Origin of the sequence: Clostridium sp. YIM B02506, from assembly GCF_022324845.1 — a bacterium.
GTDB lineage: Bacteria > Bacillota > Clostridia > Clostridiales > Clostridiaceae > Clostridium_T > Clostridium_T intestinale.
Window position 1 is genome coordinate 316,566 of the sequence record NZ_JAKGTG010000002.1, and the last position, 18,806, is coordinate 335,371.

The window sequence follows — 18,806 nt, forward strand, 5'->3', positions numbered from 1 at the left end:
GTCCCCCTTATTTTATATTACACTTCTTTGTTTTCTAATTATAGTAAATACTATCTTAATTATCTTATCTCGTTCTCTTTCTGAAGGATTTGAAAAAGAAACTCCATAAATATATTGGCTATCTTCTGTTTTATCAACTCTTACTATTTTCCCTTTTATTAAAACTTCTTCTTCCTCATACTTAAGTTTTAATGCAACTTTCTCTGAAAGCTCTATTCTTTCTTTAGTTTTAAACCTTAAACCTCCACCACTTAAGTCTAGTAGAGTTGCAGTTTTAAAACTACTAAATACAGTTTGAGTATCAACTGTAAAAATTGAGTATTCTACTGGATACATAGTTGTAACTCTAACATAGTTTCTTCTTTGTACCTTAGTATATTTCTCTGGAATAGATAAAACATACATAGGTATATTATTTTCAATTTTTCTTTTTATAATCATAGTTGTAAATTTATATACTATTCCATTTTCTTCATGAAAGGTTGCTGAAATCCATTCACCTTCTTTTATAAAAAGGTAATTTCCTTCTGCAACAGGTATAGTAATAGAAAAAGTCTTTTCATCTTCCTCTTGAACCGTTGACTTATATACTTTTTTATCATCCCAAAATATAGATATAATTCTGTTTAGCCCTATTTCTAATGTTTCCATTTCTCCCCCTATGAAAAAATACTAAATATTTTCTTAAACAACCCCTGCACACCTATGCTTTCGTTTCTTACTTCTTGTCCTTGAAGTTTAGTTGCTATTTCTTTTATACATCTTGACGCATCACTATTAGGATAAGCTAGAGTAAATGGTTTTTGTTCTCTTACTGATTGCACTAGTTTTCTATCCTCTAAAACTGTTCCTAAATGAGCTAGTTCTAATCCTAAAAATTTATCTACTGCACTTTTAAATTTAGAGAATGTATCGGATCCTTCTTTTATAGTAAATGCTTTATTTACAATTATATTCGCTTTACTTTTAATTTTAAAGTGTTTTGTTGCTTTAAGCAAGCTATATGCATCGGTTAAAGAGGTAGGTTCTGGAGTAGTAACCACTATTAATTCCTCGCAGCAGGATATAAAAGCTAATACACTTCTATTTATGCCGGCTCCAGTGTCTATTAATATATAATCATAGTCTTCTAGGGTTTGAATTTTTTCTAGAAACTTATTTCTTTCTTGTTCTGTAAGATCTTCTACCTTATTAATTCCTGATCCCCCTGAAAGAAGTTTTACTCCTAAGGGACCATCAGCTAACACCTCATGTATATCTTTACTGTCATCTAAAATATCAAACAAATTATGTTTTGGAAAAACTCCCATCAAAACATCATCGTTTCCCATTCCTATATCAGCATCAAAAACCAAAACTCTTTTTCCTTGTTCTCTAAGAGATATGGCCAAGTTAACTACTATATTACTTTTCCCAACTCCACCTTTTCCAGAGGTAATAGTAATGATTTTGCATCTAGGTTTATTTCCACCATTTGAAGCTAATTCTCTTAACTTAACAGCTTGATCTAGCATACACTATCCTCCCCAAGAATAAGTTCTAATAGTTCTCTTTTTGTAGGCTTTTTAATATCTTCTGGAACAGACTGTCCTGTAGTTACGTAAACTATTGGTTTGTTTGACTCCTTTATTATCTTTACTAATCCTCCATAAACTGAAGTTTCATCAAGTTTTGTTATTATTATTCCATCATAATTTAAAAGTCTATATCCTTCTAAAATTATATCAATATCTTTATTTTTTATAATTGAAGACATTACTAAATATATTGAATCTGGAGAAGCTTTTTCAACAAATGCTCTAAGTTCTGAAATCTGCATTGTATTTTTAGAGCTTCTTCCTGTGGTATCTACTAATATGGTGTCACAGTATTTTAACTTCTCAATAGCTTCTTCCATTTCCTTTAAAGTTATTACAACTTCTAAAGCTATTCCCATTATTTCTGCATAGGTTTTTAATTGCTCAACAGCACCTATTCTATATGTATCTATAGTTATTAGTCCAACTTTTCTCTTTTCAACTAAAGCAAGTTTTCCAGCTATTTTAGCTATTGTTGTAGTTTTACCAACCCCTGTAGGTCCTGCAAAAACCACTGTTCCATTTAAATTGTTTGTATCTATTTTTATTAAATTACTTAAATAATTCCTTAAAATCTCTTTTTTCTCTTCAAAAGCTGGAGTTGCCTTAATATCTCTAATGATGTCTTTTATGAATACTTCTTCAATATCTCTATCTTTTAGAAAAGAAATGAATTTATCTTCTTCTATTATTTCTTCCTTTTCTAAAACCTTAGATAAAAGATCTTTAATTTCTCCCATTTCCTTTTTTAATTCATTATCTGAAGAAGTGGATACAGCAGTTTCTTTTGGAGTGTCAGCTTTAACATCCATTTTAGTACTTTTATTCTTTAACTCTTGTTCCATAAGTTTTTTTATAGAATCTATAGAACTTTCAAATTCATTAGCTTTTTTAACTTCATTTTTAGGTTCTGACATTTTTTCTACAGCAGCAGTTACCTCTATAAGCTTAGGAGAAAAAAATCCTTTAAAGCCTGGTCTTTTTATTTTTCTTTGACTAAGTATAACTGCATCTTTTCCAAGTTCATATCTAATTCTAGTCATAGCTTCATTCATGCTACTCACTATGTACTTTTTTATAACCATCTATACTGTCACTACTCCTTCAGTTCTTATTTCCACATCATTAGGTATTTCATTTAAAGAAACTACCATAATATGAGGGTACACCATTTCAATAAGTTTTCTAAAAACAGGTCTTATCTTTGGTGATACTAAAACAACTGGTTGATTATTATAGAAATAAACTCTTTCTACTACATCCCTAATTCCATTAAATATTCTTGTTGTAGTATCAGGATCGATTGCTGGGAATGAACCTTGTATTGATTTTTGTGTATTATTTGCAATTAGGTCTTCTATTTGTGGGTCTAAAGTTACAACTGTTATTGCTCTATTTTCATCTATAAGTCCATTACAGATAGTTCTTGCTAAAGAGAATCTTACATACTCAGTTAAAAGTTCAACATCTTTTGTATTTCTTGAGTTATCAGCTAAAGATTCTAATATTGTAACCATATCTTTTATTGGAACTTTCTCCTTTAAAAGATTTTGTAATATCTTTTGAAGTTCTCCTATAGTCATTAAGTCTGGTATAAGTTCATCAACAACTGCTGAGTATCTTTCTCTAGTATTGTCAACTATCATCTTAACTTCTTGTCTTCCTAGAAGTTCATAACCATGAGCTTTTATAGTCTCAGTTAAGTGAGTAACCATAACAGTTGTAGGATCAACTACAGTAAGTCCTCTTATTTCAGCTTCTTCCCTTTGATCCTTATTAATCCATACTGCTGGAAGTCCAAATGTTGGCTCCATAGTTTTAATTCCTGGTATATCAGTTGTATCCCCTGAAGGATCCATACATAAAAGCATGTTAGGCATTAAGTCTGATGAGTTTATTACAGTTCCTCTTATTTTTATAACATACTCATTAGTTTTAAGTTGAAGATTATCTCTTATTCTTATAGGTTGAACTATTATCCCCATTTCTATAGCACACTGTCTTCTAACAGAAGCTATTCTTTGAAGTAAATCTCCACCTATAGATTCATCTGCTAAAGGAATAAGACCATAACCTATTTCAACTTCCATAGGTTCCACAGAAATTAAATTCATAACATTCTCTGGTTCCTTTTTTTCTATCTCCATAAGCTCTTCTTCTTCTCTTGTAAACTCTTGCTCTATCTGCTCATTTTGATCTTTAATTAAGAAATATGATGCAGAACCTAAAGCAGCTCCTGCCACTAAAAACGGTATCTTAGGAAATCCTGGTATAATTGCCATCATACCTGATATTACTCCAGCCATTCCTAATACTATAGGGAAGGCTGTTATCTGTTTACCTAGAGTTTCTCCAAAATTAGTGGCATTTCCTGAACGAGTAACTAAAATACCTGAAGCTGTTGATATAAGAAGTGCAGGTATCTGAGAAACAAGACCATCTCCAACTGTCAATTTTGTATATATTGATGCAGCTTGCGCAGCATCTAAATTTCTTTGAAGTATCCCTATAACTATTCCGGCTAAAATATTGATTATAGTAATTACTATTCCGGCTATAGCATCTCCTTTAACGAACTTTGAAGCTCCATCCATAGCTCCATAAAAATCTGCTTCTGCCTGAAGATCTTCTCTTCTTTTTTTAGCTCCAGTTTCATCTATAAGCCCTGCATTTAAATCTGCATCTATACTCATCTGTTTTCCTGGCATAGCATCTAATGTAAATCTAGCTGAAACTTCTGAAACTCTCCCAGCTCCATTAGTTATAACTATAAACTGAATAAGAACAATTATAACAAATAAAATAATTCCTACTGCATAATTACCTCCTACAACGAAGGTACCAAAGGCCTCTATTACATTCCCTGCATCTCCTTGAGATAATATAAGCCTTGTTGATGATATATTTAATCCTAACCTAAATAGTGTTGTTACAAGTAATAATGTTGGAAATACAGAAAATTGTAAAACGTTTGTTGTAAACATAGTAATTAATAAAATTACTATAGATAAGGTTATATTAAAAGCTAAAAATACATCTAGCAGCCATGTTGGTAAAGGAATAATTATCATCATTACTATTCCTATTACTCCAAAAGCTACTAATATATCAAAATTCTTTTTAAAATTTCTTTTGCCTAAGACCTCCATATGTACTCATCCATCCTTTTTATTTCTGCTTCTTCATCTTAAAAACTAAAGCAAGAATCTCTGCAATAGCCTGATACATTTCTCCTGGTATCTCTGAACCTATATCTAGAGTATCGTATATAGCCCTTGCCAAGGGTTTATTTTCTATTATAGGTATGTCATTATCTTTTGCAATTTCTTTAATCTTTATAGCAATATTATCTGCACCTATTGCTGTAACTTTTGGTACATTCATTCCACCCTCTTCATATTTTAATGCTACTGCAATATGTGTTGGGTTTGTGATTACAACAGTTGCATCTGGTACAGCCTGCATCATTCTTCTTGTTGCCATTTCTCTTTGCTTTTGTTTTATTTTACCTTTAACTTGAGGATCTCCTTCCATTTGCTTAAACTCTTCTTTAACTTCTTGTTTACTCATCCTCATTTCTTTACTAAAAATTCTTCGTTGAAGAACATAATCTATTATAGCTAAAACAATCATTAACATGGTTATTTTAGTAAATATACCCATAACTAGATTTTTAATTTCTAAACCCAAACTTGGAAAATATACATTCCCCATAGATAAGATACTTTTGTAGTTTGCCATTACAAAGTCATAAGCTAGATATCCTATAATGCTTATGACAATTAGATTTTTTACAAGTTCTAAAAGACTTCTTTTAGAAAACATATTTTTTATACCTTTTAGAGGATTTAACTTTCCTAAAGATGGTTTAAGAGGTTCACCTGTAAGCAAAAATCCTGTTTGCATTAAAGATGCAACTACTCCACCTACCATTATAGGTATTACAACAGGAAAGATTCCCATAGCCATTCTAAGCATTACAAACATTCCATAGTTTTTAGCTGAAATATCTGTAATCTCCTGCTTATAATCTGAAGATAAAAAATATATCATGTCACTTTTAAAATTGCCTGCAATAAATCCACTAAATAAAGATATTACTAATGTACATATAAGTAAAGTAAAAGCTAAACCTACATCCTTACTTCTTGGAAGTTGACCTTTTTTTCTTGATTCACCTTTTTTCTTTGGTGTAGCTTCTTCAGTTTTATCATCTGCAAAGATAAAAACCAAAGGTATAGCTCCATAAATACCTCTAAATATTTCGGGTATTAAATTGAATGCACTTATTATAAACTTTACTAATATAGGCATTGCTATTATTATACATAAAAATCCAACTAAAATCTTAAGAGGCATTCCTAAAATCATTACATTTAACTGTGGAACAGATCTAGAAACTAACCCCATGCAGACATCTGCTATTATAATAATCAATACTATTGGTATTGCTATTTTCAAACCTATTATAAAATACTGTGAAATACTTAAAAAAACTTGATTTATTGTTTCTTGATAAATTATAGTTGTTCCTAATGATACAACTTGAAAACTTTCTATTAAAGATTTAATTAACATATAGTGTCCGTCTATAAGGAAAAATACCATTATGCCAATCCAATGAAATATATTACTTAAAAGAGTTGATGTGCTTTGAGATGAAGCATCAAAAAGATTTATCATACTAAGCCCTATATGGGTATCCATCCATGCTCCTGCAAATTTAATGAAGTCAAAACATATGTTGACTATCATAGCTAAAATTATTCCTGTCATTACTTCATTTACACAATAAAACATAAGAAGGAAATTATTATCTATACTATTTACTACAGAGTAGTCAATTCCTCCAATTATCATATAAGAAAGGATAAAAGCAAAAAATGCTTTTACAGTTCCTGGAGTTCCTGACGGGAAAAAAATTCTTCCAAGCATTAGGAAGGCACCTACTCTAAGGAAAATCAAGAAAATTGCTAAAAAGTAATCTGTATTAATCAAGATTTTTCCTCCTACTTGGTTATATTAGCTATTATTTGAAAAATTCTTTCTGTAAATCCTAATAACTTATGAAACATCCAACTACCTAGTAATAACCCTACTACCGCTACTCCTATAAGCTTCGGAACAAAGGTAAGGGTTTGTTCTTGTATCTGTGTGGTTGCCTGTATTATACTTATAATTAAACCTAAAACCAAGGCTATAACTAAAAATGGCGCTGCAACTGTTAATGCAGTTACTATTGCATCTTTAACTATACCTAAAACCATATTTTCACTCATCTAATCACCTCACGCAAAACTCATAATAAGAGATTTTACTACTAAATACCAACCATCTACCATAGCAAATAAAAGTAATTTAAATGGAAGAGATACCATGACAGGAGGAAGCATAAACATTCCCATAGACATAAGTACAGAGGCTACAACCATATCAATTATTAAAAATGGTAAAAATATTAAAAATCCTATTGTAAATGCTGTTTTTAATTCACTTATAACAAAGGCTGGTATCACAACATATAGTGGAACATTATCCTTTGTTAAATCAGTGGTATCTATTTTTGATGTTTCAACAAAAAGTTCTAAATCCTTCGGTCTTGTTTGCTTTATCATAAACTCTCTTAAAGGTTTTGAACCTGCCTCTATTGCTTGTTCTTGTGTTATTTTGTTTTCCATATAAGGCTGAAGAGCATTTGTATTTATCTCATTGTAAACTGGTTGCATTATAAAAAGGGTTAGAAATAAACTTAGTCCAACCATAACCTGAGATGGTATTGCTTGCTGAGCTCCTATAGCATTTTTAAGAAAGGATAAAACTACAGCTATTCTAGTGAAAGAAGTCACCATCACTATAAAGGAAGGCAGCAAAGTTAAAATGGTTAAGAATATTAATAATTTTATATTTGTTACATAGTCTGTAGGCGTATCTCCACCATCTAGAGAAACACTTAAGTTAGGTGCTGCAAAAGCCTTCTGACTAATTGTAAAAAATATTGCTAAAAACATAATTGTATATATAATTACTCTTTTTTTCTTCATTACTTCTTTCCTCTATACTTAATCTTATCTAAATATTTTTGATAACTTTCTACTAGCTCTTTTCTATGTTCTTCTTTATTATCCAAGATAGTTTGTAATTCATCTTTAGAAAGTCTTCTTAAAGTCCCTACCCCACCAGAAGTTATAGCTACAACTAAAGCATCTTCCCCTGTTTTTATAATAGCTAAAGTACACTCTTTTGTAAGTTGAATTTTTTCAATTACATTTAAATAATTAGCCTTAGCTAAGGATACAGATTTATTGTTTAAAAACCTTAAAGTTAATATTAATAGAAAAATAATTATAGGTAAAACAATTATAAATCTAAATATTAGATCCACACTTTCCATATACTCATCCTTACTGAACTGTAAAATCAGAAAAAACTACTTCTAATATCTGACCTTTTTTAAGTTCTGAATTTATACTCTCCATTATCTCTTTTTGGATAGCAACTTTATTTCCTAATGCTTCATCTGCAGTTTTTGCATTAAAGGTTGTAATTATTCTATCTCTTATTAATGAAAGATTAGTTTCAAGCTCTTTAGGTAAATCTTTAACCGAAGAATCATAACCTAATGTCACTTTAACCTTGACATATCTTTTCCCACCTGAGTCCTTAAGATTTATTAAAAGTGCTTCTTCACCTGCTACAAAATAAGCCTTTTCAACTTTCTTTTCTACTGCTGCATTTTTAGATTGCTTATAAAAATAAACTCCAGCAAAGGTTCCACCTCCAGCAAAAACAATAATAAGTAATACTATTATTATAAATTTACCTTTGCCACCTTTTTTCTCTTTTTTGTCTTTATTCTCAGCCATTTTAATTACTCTCCTTTTCAGTAGCTACAATTAATATGTTTACTCTTCTATTTTTTGCTCTATTTTCTTCTGTAGAATTATCTACTAGAGGTCTAAACTCGCCATAACCGGCTGACTGAAACTTAGTACTATCTAACCCTTTAGCTTGAGTAAAATATCTTATAACACTTGTTGCTCTATCAGATGACAGTTCCCAGTTATCACTAAATTTATAAGTGTTAATAGGTATGTTATCCGTATGCCCTTCAATAATGAAATTATTATCCATAGTTGCCATCAAAGAGCTTATCTTATCTAAAACCTCTTTACTCTGAGGTATTAGGTCAGCTTTACCTGAATCAAATAATATGCTATCTTTTAGCTGTATGATTACACCTCTTGCATCATTTTTTATCTCTGCTACATCCTCTAAATCATTTTTTTCAATAAATTCTTTTACTTGATCATACATGGATGGAGCCGTAACCTCTGGTGCTTCTAACATCTCTCCCTGCCCGTCCATAATAGTATTACTAGAATTTCCAGTTAATAAACTATTTAATGCACTTGCAATTGATGCTAATTTTTTTTCATTAACACTAGAAAAAGAATACATTAAAACAAAGAAAGTTAATACTAGGGTAACCATATCCCCATAAGTTGCTAGCCATGCATCAGTTTTAACTTCTTTTTTAGGCTTTTTTTCTCTAGCCATTACTCAGCAACTCCTTCATTAGCACTTATTGATTTTTGTAAATACGCTAGTCTCTCCTTAGGTGTAAGATATGTATTTAACTTTTCTTCTATTATTCTAGGATTTACTCCAGATTGAATTGCTAAAACTCCCTCAATCATCATTTCTCTAAAAGATGCTTCATCTCCACTTCTTGTACTTAACTTATTTGCTATAGGTACTAAGAATATATTCGCCAAAGCAGATCCATAAAAAGTTGTTATTAGAGCTTTTGCCATACCTGAAGCTATGTTTGAAGGGTCATCAAGAGCTGCAAGCATCTGAATAAGACCTATTAAAGTTCCTATCATACCAAATGCAGGCGCATAAGCCGCCCATTGTTGAAGTAAATTTATACCTCTTTCATGTCTGTTTTCCATTTCTCCTATTTCAAGCTCCATTATTTCTTTTATAGTTTCTGGCTCTATTCCATCTACAACCATCTGAAGCCCTTTTTTAAGAAATTCATCCTCTACTCCATTTATTTCATCTTCAAGAGATAATAGACCTTCTCTTCTAGCTTTTTTGGAAAGTCCAGAAAATCTACTAACTAAATCAATTCTTGATTCTTTTGACTCTTTAAAACTTTGCATAAAAACCTTAGGCAAATTTTTAAAGTCTTCTGAAGATGCAGTAATTACTACTGTTGCAAAGGAACCACCAACTGTGATAGCAACTGATGCTGCATCCCAGAAAATTATCATGTTGGTTCCTCCCATAGCCATTCCCCATATAGTTAAAACTATAGCAGCCACTAGCCCTGCTATGGTTAATATATCTGTCCTCTTCATGTTGTTCCTCCTACAGCTTCATATTAAAAATTCTATTCTTGTATCTTATTACTCTATCCACTACTTCTTCTGGTGTTTCTAAGACAATGTACTTCTTCCCATTAGTTAGAGTAATTATAGTTTCTGGAACTTCTTCAATCTTCTCTATGTGTTCTGCATTAAGTATAAGTTCTTTTCCATTCATAGCTGTTAAATTAACCATATATACCCTCCAATTTAGTTTAATTGAGAGTGATAGTGAAGAGTTAAGAGATCCAACCGAAATCCTATATCTGAATTTCTTTACTTACTCTTAACCTTCAAATTTCAACTCTCAACTAATTAATTATCTTTTTAGATTTATTATATCTTGAAGAATTTCATCTCCAGTTGTTATCATCTTTCCACTTGCTTGGAAAGCTCTGTTTGTAACTATCATATCTGTGAATTGTTCTGCAAGGTCAACATTTGACATTTCAAGCATACCTTGAACATTGTCTCCATAACCTTTAGAGTTATCTTCTCCAGTAGTTTCAAGCCCACTCTTTATAGTAGCTCCACCTGAGTTTGCTGATGCTTCATAAAGGTTTTTACCTAAAGAAGTTAAACCTTCTGAATTTCTGAAACTTGCCATAGCTATTTGACCTAAAGCCGCAACTGAACCATCTTCTAAGATTGCACTTATTACTCCTGTTTTATCTATAGTGTAAGACTTAACCTTTAATTCTTGTCCAGTTCCTGGAACTACAACTGTTTCTGGAATTTTCAAAGATTTTAAAGCTCCATCATATGATTTTAAGTCTTTAGTAGCATCAACAAATGATATTGTTCCATCAGCATTTAAACTTTGCACCGGTGTTCCGCCTGTAACCTCAGTTGCAGTTATAGCTTCTGATATAGTTTTAGGTGCATTAGCTACAGTAACTAATTGAGTTAACCCTTTATCATTAAGTGCTTTACGTAAAGAAGCTTGTATCTTATTGTTATCTAAAGTTGTAGGAGTTGTTGTAAAGTCTCCATTTATTGTTATTGTTTTTGCTTTTTCATCTACCACAGTTGAAAGATCTGTACCTTTAGTAATTTTTCCTATTTGAATCTTATACCCGTTTAAAGATCCACCTTCTGCAAAAGTAAATTTCATACCAAAAGCTTCTTGATCAGATGGTTTACTATCTTTTGCTCCACCTTGTATAGTTGTGCTTTCTAATCCTGTTAAAGCTTTCCCATTTCCAGTAACTGTACTTCCAGGTAAAACAGCTGCAATTGCTGCCTGAAGATCAGCTGCTAAGGTAGTTGAAGGTGTTAGGAAATCTCCGTTAATAACTATTTCATGATTAGTTGCATCTACTGCTGCTGTAGCTGGGGTAGGTCCATTTACTCTATTTATTGATATTTTATAATCAGTTAAGGTTCCAGTAGGTAAAGTTATATTTAATCCTTGTATTGTAGCTGTTGGAGCTGTTGTTGCTGTTGCACCAGCTGCTGTAACCTCTGTTCCTGATATTGGTGAAACAACCCCTGTCCCTGATTTAAGTTTTTGCGCAAATACTGCAGTTGTTTCTGGGTTAGTTGTAGCACTTAACTGTGCATTAATAGCATTAACTATATCATCTGGAGTTGCACTAGATAAATCAGTTGAAATAGTTATAACTTTGTTAGTTGTATCTATTGCAGCTGTGGTTGTGCCTCCATTAGCTATTTGGTCAATTTTAAATGAGTATCCATTAAGTTCTTCACCTTTTTCAAAGTTTATCTGAACTCCTACTAGTCTAACTGAATCTGGTGCTGTAGCATCTGAACCACCTTCTATAGCTTTAGTTCCTATAGAAGCATAAGCTGGTATTTCACCTGAAGCTTTTACTCTTTGAGATATTCCAGCTGAGGATACAGCTTTATTAACTGCTGACTCCACTTGAGCAGTAGTTAAAGTTGAAGTTTCTGAAAAATCTCCATTTATAACTATTACTTTATTTGTTTTATCAACTTCTGCTGAAGCAACTGTTCCTGGAGAAATCTTTCCAAATGCTATCTTATAACCATTAAGCTGTGATCCTGGACCGAAACTAAAATTTATACTTGATAGATTCATTCCATCTGGAGATATAGCTGTAGCAGCTTGAGCATTATCATCATTAGTTAATGTATATCCTAATACTCTATATCCATCTGAAGTTAATAAGTTTCCACTTTCATCTAATGTAAATGCACCATCTCTTGAGTACATTATCTTAGATCCTGAACTTGATAATGATTGATCAGTTATGTTATGTGAACCAGCAGTATGTGAAACTTCTAAAGTATTATCACCTAAAACAGCTGGACCACTACTTACCATGAAGTATCCATTACCATCTATTGCAACATCTAGTGCTCTATTAGTAGGTTGCATCATACCTTGTGTCATTATTCTATCAATACTTGAAAGTTGAACTCCAAGTCCTACTTGCTTAGCATTAACTCCACCTTGATTTGTTGAAGGAGTCATAGCATCTTTAACATTTTGATATAACATATCTTGAAACTTAGCTCTTGAAGCTTTAAATGAAGTTGTTCCAACGTTTGATATATTATTACCTATAACATCTAATTTTGTTTGATTTGCTTTCATTCCAGATATTCCAGAATACATTGATCTTAACATATTTTCTTACCTCCAAGTTTTTTTATTTTCCTGCATCTATCATTCAGCAGGTGAAGGCTTCCTTATTTAAGGTCCAGCCTATAAAATTACTACGCTATCTACGTTTGTAAATACATTTTCTTTTGATCTTTCTTTATCAACAGCAGTTATTACGGTGTTATTTTGAACTGAAGCTATTATAGCCACATCTTTATAAAGCATAAGAGTATTTTTTGAGCCTTTTTCTCTAGCCTTACCTAATCCTCTTTCTATTTCCTTGTAATCATCTTTTGTAAAATTAAGATTGTCCAATCTTTCTGCGGCATGTTTGGAAAGTGTAAACCCTCCACTTGTCTTTTCTATTTGCCTATCTAAAACTTCTTTAAAAGTTTCTCCAGTTACCTTACTATTTTTAGTAACAGGATCTTTATATTCTGGGAAATTTCCTACAGGATAGGCTCTGCCATTAATTATTCTATAGCCCATCTTTAATCACTTCTATTCTTTATTTTCTACTTTGCTTACTTTATCAACACTTACTGTCAATATTTCATCACTGCCATCTACTTTTAGCTTTATATTTACAACTCCGTTATCTTTACTTACACCAATAACTGTTCCTTTAATATTTTTATCGCTACTATCTTTTTCAGTTAACTCAACATTTTTACCTATAAAACCTGATGCTAATAAAAAGCTCATATTCCCATTCAAACTGGTTAATACTGGTATAGAGTAATCAGGAACATTTATGACACTTACTATACTACTTAAATCAAAGTCTTTATAAATATTTTTCCCATCCTCATTAACCTCTACTGATACGCTTGTAACACCATTTTGTGTTGTAACGGCTTGAACAACTCCTGTATACGCATTTCCTTTACTATCTAACACATTTGTGGTTACACCTTTTCCAACTAATGAATTATTAGCAAAGCCTGACATTGTACTATTAAGATTTGCCATCTGCTCCATTGATGTAAACTGAGCCATCTGAGATATGTATTGAGTTGAATCTACATTAGCTGTTGGATCTTGATTGGATAACTCTGCTGCTAATATCTTCAAAAATGAGTTTTTATTTAAATCACTACCAGCTTTCACTATCTTAGTTCCTCTATCCGTTGCAGTAGCTGACCCATTGTATCCAATTGCACTTGTTGAAGCCATTCTTTTCCCTCCTATGCTAAAATATTTAAATTATTTAAAGTTTCTAAATTATCTTCTGCATCTGTAGCTTCTATACTATCTTTAGCAGAGTATTTAGTAGTATTTTGTGAACTGTTCCTTTCTTCTCTAGAAAAATTACCTTCTCCAGATTGGAATGATTGAAAACTATCATTGAAATCTATACTTACATCTTCAATTTTAATGTTTTGAGTATTTAATGCATGCTTTATTTCTGGAACTTTAGAACTTAATAAATCATAAGTTTCCTTATTAGATGCGTTTATACTTGCTTTCATAATTTCACCTTGAGTTATTAGCTTTATAGTTATTTCGCCTAACTCTTTAGGTTTAATCTTAACAGTAAGTTCTTTTAAACTATTGTCTTCCATATACTTAAAAGTTTTTATTACATCTTGTACAACTGTATTTTTAGATACTACCGGTGTTTCATTTGAAACATTACTTGCAGTAGTTGTACTGTTAAGTGGTGTAAATTGAATTACTTTTGGTAAAGTTTTTTCATCTTTACTATTATCGCTAAGAAGTCCACTTAAAAACTTATCTTCTTTAGCAGTAGTTTCTGACTTTGTGTAACTAACTTTATCTTCTTGGTCAACTTTAACTGAGTTTGAATTAGTTTCAGTAGTTCTATATTGAACTTTTGGTTCTAATACATCAAAATCACTTTTTTTAGGTTGTTCATTTAACAAACTTTGAAGTTCATTTGTTTTAGCATTAGTTTCAACTTTAGTTACAGGTACTTCTAACTCTTTGCTAATTAGTGTAGTTAACTTATCTAATACTGTTGGTTTTTGATCTAAGTTTTTAACCATCTTGTTAGTTGAAGCATTATCTAAAACTTCTGAAACCTTAGCTACTAAATTGTCCACTAGAGTTTTTATATCACTTGTTTTAACTTCATCAGTTAATTCTAAATTAAAAAGTTTCATAACTTCTTGTCCTAACTTGCCATCTTTTTCATTAAGTAGATTGTCAAAGTTGTTAGCTTTAAACGCTTCTTTTAAATCAGATGATAGTTTTGGATTAGATAATACATCCTTTAAAGTTACTTCTCCATTTACTAACTTAGTTACTAAACTACTTAACTCTGTAGAAACTTCCCCAGACTTTACTTCTGAAGTAGTAATTTGATTTTTAATTGTATTAAGTAGGTTCAATAAACTGCTTAAAGTAGATATCACAACCTCGTTAACTTCTTCATCTTTATTTCCCAGGAAATCTGGTTTAATTTCTTCTTTTGAAACTTCATCTGATTTTGAAGTTTCTGTTGATTTTTTATTTGATGTTGTTTCAACTTTGTTTTCTACTTTAGTTTCATCGTTTTTAACTGCTTCTTTTTTAACTTCATTTGTATTTTCAACATCTTTAGGTTTACTCGATTCATTGTTTTCAACCTTCTTAGTAGTTTTATCTACACCTGTACTTTTATCTAAAGTATCCTTAAAACTCTTTTTGTCACTACTTTCAGTAGTTGACTTATAAGAAGTATTATCAACTTTAAAGTCTGGCGTATAGTTTATCTGACTAATATTCACTTATTTCTCACCCCCTTTCACTATTTCTAAAATATGAATATAGAGCGAATTCATCATTACTAACTCTCTCTACCCTATCTTGCTCTTGTTTAAAGGCTTGAAACTTTTTATCCTTTAGTAGTTCTACTGTTTTTCTATCTACAGTCTTTTGTTTTACTATCTCTCTTTTGTAGTCAACTTGTTTACTTTTATCAACTAACTCTCTTTCAGTTTGGTCTATTCCTTGAGTAAGTGCCATTAGATAGTTTCTTTTTATCTTTTGGTAGACTACACTTTCACCTTTTTTTATTCCCTTATGTTTTTCATAATCATCTTTTAGAGAAGTTAGATGGTCTTCAACAATCTTCTTTTGTCTTGTTACCTCTTGAAACTCTCTTATAGACTCTTCTTCTTTTTTAACCCTTATGTCTAACAATTTTTCTAAACCAAAAACAAATCTATCAGCCATCTTTCCTCCATCTAGAACATTGATGTTAATGTTCTAACACTTTCATCAAACCCACATTTTTCTTTTATTCCTTGCTTTAAGAACTTCTCAATATAAGGATTATATTGAACAGCTACGTCAATTTTTTTGTTACTTCCACTGACATAAGCACCTATATTGATTAAATCCTCTGCTTCCTTATAAGTAGCTAACAAATCTCTGGCCTTCGATGCAGCATCTTTATGATTATCCTCTGCAATAGATGGCATAAGTCTTGAAACTGAGTTAAGAATATCAATAGCTGGGTAGTGATTTTTATGAGCTAACGCTCTAGATAAAACTATATGTCCATCCAATATACCTCTTACAGCATCGGCGATAGGTTCATTAAAATCATCACCATCAACCAAAACTGTATAAAAAGCTGTTATTGAACCTTTATCTGAAGTTCCTGATCTCTCCATAAGTATAGGAAGTTTCGCAAAAACTGAAGGAGTATATCCTTTAGTTGCTGGAGGTTCTCCTATAGCTAACCCTACTTCTCTTTGAGCCATTGCAAATCTAGTAACAGAGTCCATCATAAGGATAACCTTCTTACCTTGATCTCTGAAATATTCAGCTATTGCTGTAGCTGTAAGTGCTCCTTTTAATCTTATAAGTGCAGGTTTATCTGAGGTTGCACATACTACTACTGACTTTTTCATTCCTTCTTCTCCAAGATCAGCTTGAATAAAGTCTAAAACCTCTCTACCTCTTTCTCCGATTAATGCTATGACATTTATGTCTGCTTTAGCTTCTCTAGCTATCATACCTAAGGTAGTACTTTTACCAACTCCACTACCTGCAAATATTCCAATTCTCTGACCTTCTCCACAAGTTAAGAATCCATCTATAGCTCTAACCCCAGTTGGAAGAACATCTTTTATTCTTCTTCTTTTTAATGGATCTGGAGGAGAATTATCTAAAGGATAATCTTCTCCAAAACCTATCTCATCTTCATTTAGAGGATTTCCTAATCCATCTAATACCTTACCTAAAAGATTATCACTACACTTTACGCTAAGAGGTTTTCTCTCAGGAACCACTTTACAACCTGGTGATATCCCATTAAGTTCTCCAAGTGGCATAAGTATAACTTCATTATCCTTAAATCCTACAACTTCACACTTTATAGGAATATTTCTCTCATTATAGATTGTACAAAGTTCACCTACAAAGGCTTTAATGCCCTCAACTTCAACAGTTAATCCTATAATTTTTTTAACTTTTCCTTCTATGTATGTAGGGGATAATCCCTTAACCTTTTTATTTAAAAGCTCAAAATCTATTGAAATCATATATTCACCTACCCAATTAAAGCATCTCTAATCTTTTCCATACCTATATCAATTCCAACTATACATTTACCGTTATCTTTATGTATCTCAGCATTTCCTTCTGGAATACTTTCATCTTCAATTAGATGAATTTCTTCAATACCATAATAACTTTTCCACTCTTGAACATGAGCTTTTATACTTTCACTATGTTTTTTATTACACTTTATTAAAAAGACTTTATTCCCTTTTGAAGCTTCTATATACTCTTGAACTAATTCATCTATACCATTTTCTTTTCCTAACTCTCTTTTTAAAACTGACTCTGCAATATTTATAGCCAGATTGACTATTTCTTTTTTCTTATCTTCTAAATATTTGGTATAAACATCATTAGACTTTAAAAGAACTTCGTTGGCTTCACTTATTAATCTATTTGCTTCTTCTTGTGCTTTTACTATAGTTCCATCATAAGCTTCTCTATAGCCTTTTTCGTGACCATCTTCATAACCATTACTTTCACCTTGTGCATATCCTTTTTCATAAGCTTCTTTCTCTATAGTCTTTGCCTCTTCCATAACCTTATATAAAATATTGTCTCTTTCTCTTCGAGCATTTTTTACAATGTTTTCTCCTATGGAATTGAAGCTTTGCATTATGTCATCTCTATTGTCCGCTCCAGAGCCATCCTCACTAAAGGATGCTCTAGAAACAGAAGTATAGCTAGTTGTTATTACTTTTTGTTCACCTGATTTTAAGTTATCTTTTTTTATTACACTATAAGATGAGCGCATCTTCTCCACCTCTTGAAATTATTATTTCTCCGGCTTCATCTAGTCTTCTAATTACTGAAACAATCTTTTGTTGAGCCTTTTCAACATCCATAAGTCTTACTGGTCCTAAGAATTCCATATCTTCTTTCAATGAAGCAGCTGCTCTCTTGGATTGATTTCTAAATATAGCTTCAGCAACGCTTTCTGAACATCCTTTAAGAGCAAGTGCAAGTTCTTTAGCATCTGTTTCTCTAAGAACTCTTTGAATAGATACATCATCAAGAGTGATGATATCTTCAAATACAAACATAGAACTCTTAATTCTATCAGCTAACTCTGCATCTTCTCTCTCTAAGCTTTCTGTAATATTCTTTTCAGTAGTTCTATCAACTTGGTTTAATATATCAACAAGGGTATCTACTCCACCTAAGGTAGTCATTTCTGTTCTAATTACAGATGATAACTTTCCTTCTAGAACTTTTTCGATTTCTTTAATTACCATTGGAGAAGTATTACTCATTGTAGCTATTCTATATGCAACCTCTGATTGTATCTCTTCTGGTAGTTCAGCTAAAACTTGAGCTGACTTGTCTGCCTGAAGATAACATAGTATTAAAGCTATAGTTTGAGGATGCTCATTGATTATTACATTTAAAAGCTGTTGTGAATCTGCTTTTCTTGCTATTGCAAAAGGTCTATATTGAGCTGTAGCATCAGAAACCTTCTCTAATATCTCCTCAGCTCTTTGAGCCCCTAAAGCTTTAGAAAGTAGTACTCTTGCATAATCCATACCACCTTCTAAAAGATAGTCTCTAGCTTTATTCATCTCTACAAATTCGTCTAATATACCATGTCTTTGTTCAGATGTAACTGAGGTTATGTTAGCTATTTCATAAGTTATTTTTTGAATTTCACTTTCTGGCAACTTTTTTATTATGGATGAGGATGCCTCTGGTCCTAAAGTAATAAAAAGAATTGCAGCCTTTTGAACTCCAGTTAGTTTTGTATCTTTAGCCACT

At 31.6% G+C, this 18,806-nt stretch carries 20 protein-coding genes; all 20 read right to left on the reverse strand.

Features of this window, described 5'->3' with window-relative positions; genetic code table 11:
• Positions 1-12: 12 nt before the first annotated feature.
• Positions 13-651: a PilZ domain-containing protein gene (locus L1S49_RS03460; RefSeq protein ID WP_238902562.1), complete on the reverse strand. Its 639-nt coding sequence runs from the start codon at positions 649-651 to the stop codon at positions 13-15.
• A gap of 8 nt (positions 652-659) precedes the next feature.
• On the reverse strand, positions 660-1,514 hold the full coding sequence (locus L1S49_RS03465) for a MinD/ParA family protein (RefSeq protein ID WP_238902563.1): 855 nt from the start codon (positions 1,512-1,514) through the stop codon (positions 660-662).
• Entirely contained in the window at positions 1,508-2,662 is a 1,155-nt protein-coding gene (gene flhF / locus L1S49_RS03470) for a flagellar biosynthesis protein FlhF (RefSeq protein ID WP_238902564.1), read from the reverse strand. Before flhF ends, L1S49_RS03465 begins: the two co-directional genes overlap by 7 nt.
• Positions 2,663-4,726 carry a flagellar biosynthesis protein FlhA gene (gene flhA / locus L1S49_RS03475; RefSeq protein WP_238902565.1) on the reverse strand — a complete coding sequence of 688 codons (2,064 nt, stop codon included), beginning with the start codon at positions 4,724-4,726 and terminating at the stop codon, positions 2,663-2,665.
• A 19-nt stretch (positions 4,727-4,745) separates the two neighbouring features.
• Positions 4,746-6,575, reverse strand: a complete 1,830-nt coding sequence (locus L1S49_RS03480; protein ID WP_238902566.1) for a fused FliR family export protein/FlhB family type III secretion system protein — start codon at positions 6,573-6,575, stop codon at positions 4,746-4,748.
• An 11-nt stretch (positions 6,576-6,586) separates the two neighbouring features.
• Positions 6,587-6,856: a flagellar biosynthesis protein FliQ gene (gene fliQ, locus L1S49_RS03485; RefSeq protein ID WP_073018675.1), complete on the reverse strand. Its 270-nt coding sequence runs from the start codon at positions 6,854-6,856 to the stop codon at positions 6,587-6,589.
• 9 nt (positions 6,857-6,865) lie between these two features.
• Positions 6,866-7,618, reverse strand: coding sequence for a flagellar type III secretion system pore protein FliP (gene fliP / locus L1S49_RS03490; protein ID WP_238902567.1), 753 nt, complete (start codon positions 7,616-7,618; stop codon positions 6,866-6,868).
• On the reverse strand, positions 7,618-7,968 hold the full coding sequence (locus L1S49_RS03495) for a flagellar biosynthetic protein FliO (protein ID WP_238902568.1): 351 nt from the start codon (positions 7,966-7,968) through the stop codon (positions 7,618-7,620). The genes fliP and L1S49_RS03495 overlap by 1 nt, the downstream gene beginning before the upstream one ends.
• 10 nt (positions 7,969-7,978) lie before the next feature.
• Complete coding sequence (locus L1S49_RS03500; protein WP_238902569.1) at positions 7,979-8,440, reverse strand: flagellar basal body-associated FliL family protein; 462 nt, start codon at positions 8,438-8,440, stop codon at positions 7,979-7,981.
• Position 8,441: 1 nt separating this feature from the next.
• Positions 8,442-9,134 (reverse strand): OmpA family protein, encoded by a 693-nt coding sequence (locus L1S49_RS03505; RefSeq protein WP_238902570.1) that lies wholly within the window; start codon positions 9,132-9,134, stop codon positions 8,442-8,444.
• Positions 9,134-9,943, reverse strand: coding sequence for a motility protein A (locus tag L1S49_RS03510; RefSeq protein ID WP_238902571.1), 810 nt, complete (start codon positions 9,941-9,943; stop codon positions 9,134-9,136). The genes L1S49_RS03505 and L1S49_RS03510 overlap by 1 nt, the downstream gene beginning before the upstream one ends.
• Positions 9,944-9,953: 10 nt before the next feature.
• The gene (locus L1S49_RS03515; RefSeq protein WP_073018667.1) at positions 9,954-10,145 is read right to left on the reverse strand and encodes a flagellar FlbD family protein; all 192 of its coding nucleotides are present in this window, start codon (positions 10,143-10,145) and stop codon (positions 9,954-9,956) included.
• 123 nt (positions 10,146-10,268) lie between these two features.
• Positions 10,269-12,563, reverse strand: coding sequence for a flagellar hook-basal body complex protein (locus tag L1S49_RS03520; RefSeq protein ID WP_238902572.1), 2,295 nt, complete (start codon positions 12,561-12,563; stop codon positions 10,269-10,271).
• Between the two features lie 78 nt (positions 12,564-12,641).
• On the reverse strand, positions 12,642-13,028 hold the full coding sequence (locus tag L1S49_RS03525; protein WP_021800936.1) for a TIGR02530 family flagellar biosynthesis protein: 387 nt from the start codon (positions 13,026-13,028) through the stop codon (positions 12,642-12,644).
• A gap of 12 nt (positions 13,029-13,040) precedes the next feature.
• On the reverse strand, positions 13,041-13,715 hold the full coding sequence (locus tag L1S49_RS03530) for a flagellar hook capping FlgD N-terminal domain-containing protein (RefSeq protein WP_238902573.1): 675 nt from the start codon (positions 13,713-13,715) through the stop codon (positions 13,041-13,043).
• Between the two features lie 11 nt (positions 13,716-13,726).
• Positions 13,727-15,271, reverse strand: a complete 1,545-nt coding sequence (locus L1S49_RS23380) for a flagellar hook-length control protein FliK (protein WP_238902574.1) — start codon at positions 15,269-15,271, stop codon at positions 13,727-13,729.
• Between the two features lie 7 nt (positions 15,272-15,278).
• Complete coding sequence (gene fliJ, locus L1S49_RS03540) at positions 15,279-15,719, reverse strand: flagellar export protein FliJ (protein ID WP_073018657.1); 441 nt, start codon at positions 15,717-15,719, stop codon at positions 15,279-15,281.
• 11 nt (positions 15,720-15,730) lie between these two features.
• Positions 15,731-17,035 carry a flagellar protein export ATPase FliI gene (gene fliI, locus L1S49_RS03545; RefSeq protein ID WP_238902575.1) on the reverse strand — a complete coding sequence of 435 codons (1,305 nt, stop codon included), beginning with the start codon at positions 17,033-17,035 and terminating at the stop codon, positions 15,731-15,733.
• Positions 17,036-17,043: 8 nt separating this feature from the next.
• Entirely contained in the window at positions 17,044-17,808 is a 765-nt protein-coding gene (locus L1S49_RS03550; RefSeq protein ID WP_238902576.1) for a FliH/SctL family protein, read from the reverse strand.
• Complete coding sequence (gene fliG, locus L1S49_RS03555) at positions 17,792-18,805, reverse strand: flagellar motor switch protein FliG (RefSeq protein WP_073018650.1); 1,014 nt, start codon at positions 18,803-18,805, stop codon at positions 17,792-17,794. Before fliG ends, L1S49_RS03550 begins: the two co-directional genes overlap by 17 nt.
• Position 18,806 lies beyond the last annotated feature (1 nt).

Excerpts from the sequence above, each read along its gene's own strand:
- L1S49_RS03460 (WP_238902562.1), bottom strand. The coding sequence starts at position 651 with ATGGAAACATTAGAAATAGGGCTAAACAGAATTATATCTATATTTTGG.
- L1S49_RS03465 (WP_238902563.1), bottom strand. The coding sequence starts at position 1,514 with ATGCTAGATCAAGCTGTTAAGTTAAGAGAATTAGCTTCAAATGGTGGA.
- flhF (WP_238902564.1), bottom strand. The coding sequence starts at position 2,662 with ATGGTTATAAAAAAGTACATAGTGAGTAGCATGAATGAAGCTATGACT.
- flhA (WP_238902565.1), bottom strand. The coding sequence starts at position 4,726 with ATGGAGGTCTTAGGCAAAAGAAATTTTAAAAAGAATTTTGATATATTA.
- fliQ (WP_073018675.1), bottom strand. The coding sequence starts at position 6,856 with ATGAGTGAAAATATGGTTTTAGGTATAGTTAAAGATGCAATAGTAACT.
- fliP (WP_238902567.1), bottom strand. The coding sequence starts at position 7,618 with ATGAAGAAAAAAAGAGTAATTATATATACAATTATGTTTTTAGCAATA.
- L1S49_RS03495 (WP_238902568.1), bottom strand. The coding sequence starts at position 7,968 with ATGGAAAGTGTGGATCTAATATTTAGATTTATAATTGTTTTACCTATA.
- L1S49_RS03500 (WP_238902569.1), bottom strand. The coding sequence starts at position 8,440 with ATGGCTGAGAATAAAGACAAAAAAGAGAAAAAAGGTGGCAAAGGTAAA.
- L1S49_RS03505 (WP_238902570.1), bottom strand. The coding sequence starts at position 9,134 with ATGGCTAGAGAAAAAAAGCCTAAAAAAGAAGTTAAAACTGATGCATGG.
- L1S49_RS03510 (WP_238902571.1), bottom strand. The coding sequence starts at position 9,943 with ATGAAGAGGACAGATATATTAACCATAGCAGGGCTAGTGGCTGCTATA.
- L1S49_RS03515 (WP_073018667.1), bottom strand. The coding sequence starts at position 10,145 with ATGGTTAATTTAACAGCTATGAATGGAAAAGAACTTATACTTAATGCA.
- L1S49_RS03520 (WP_238902572.1), bottom strand. The coding sequence starts at position 12,563 with ATGTTAAGATCAATGTATTCTGGAATATCTGGAATGAAAGCAAATCAA.
- L1S49_RS03525 (WP_021800936.1), bottom strand. The coding sequence starts at position 13,028 with ATGGGCTATAGAATAATTAATGGCAGAGCCTATCCTGTAGGAAATTTC.
- L1S49_RS03530 (WP_238902573.1), bottom strand. The coding sequence starts at position 13,715 with ATGGCTTCAACAAGTGCAATTGGATACAATGGGTCAGCTACTGCAACG.
- fliJ (WP_073018657.1), bottom strand. The coding sequence starts at position 15,719 with ATGGCTGATAGATTTGTTTTTGGTTTAGAAAAATTGTTAGACATAAGG.
- fliI (WP_238902575.1), bottom strand. The coding sequence starts at position 17,035 with ATGATTTCAATAGATTTTGAGCTTTTAAATAAAAAGGTTAAGGGATTA.
- L1S49_RS03550 (WP_238902576.1), bottom strand. The coding sequence starts at position 17,808 with ATGCGCTCATCTTATAGTGTAATAAAAAAAGATAACTTAAAATCAGGT.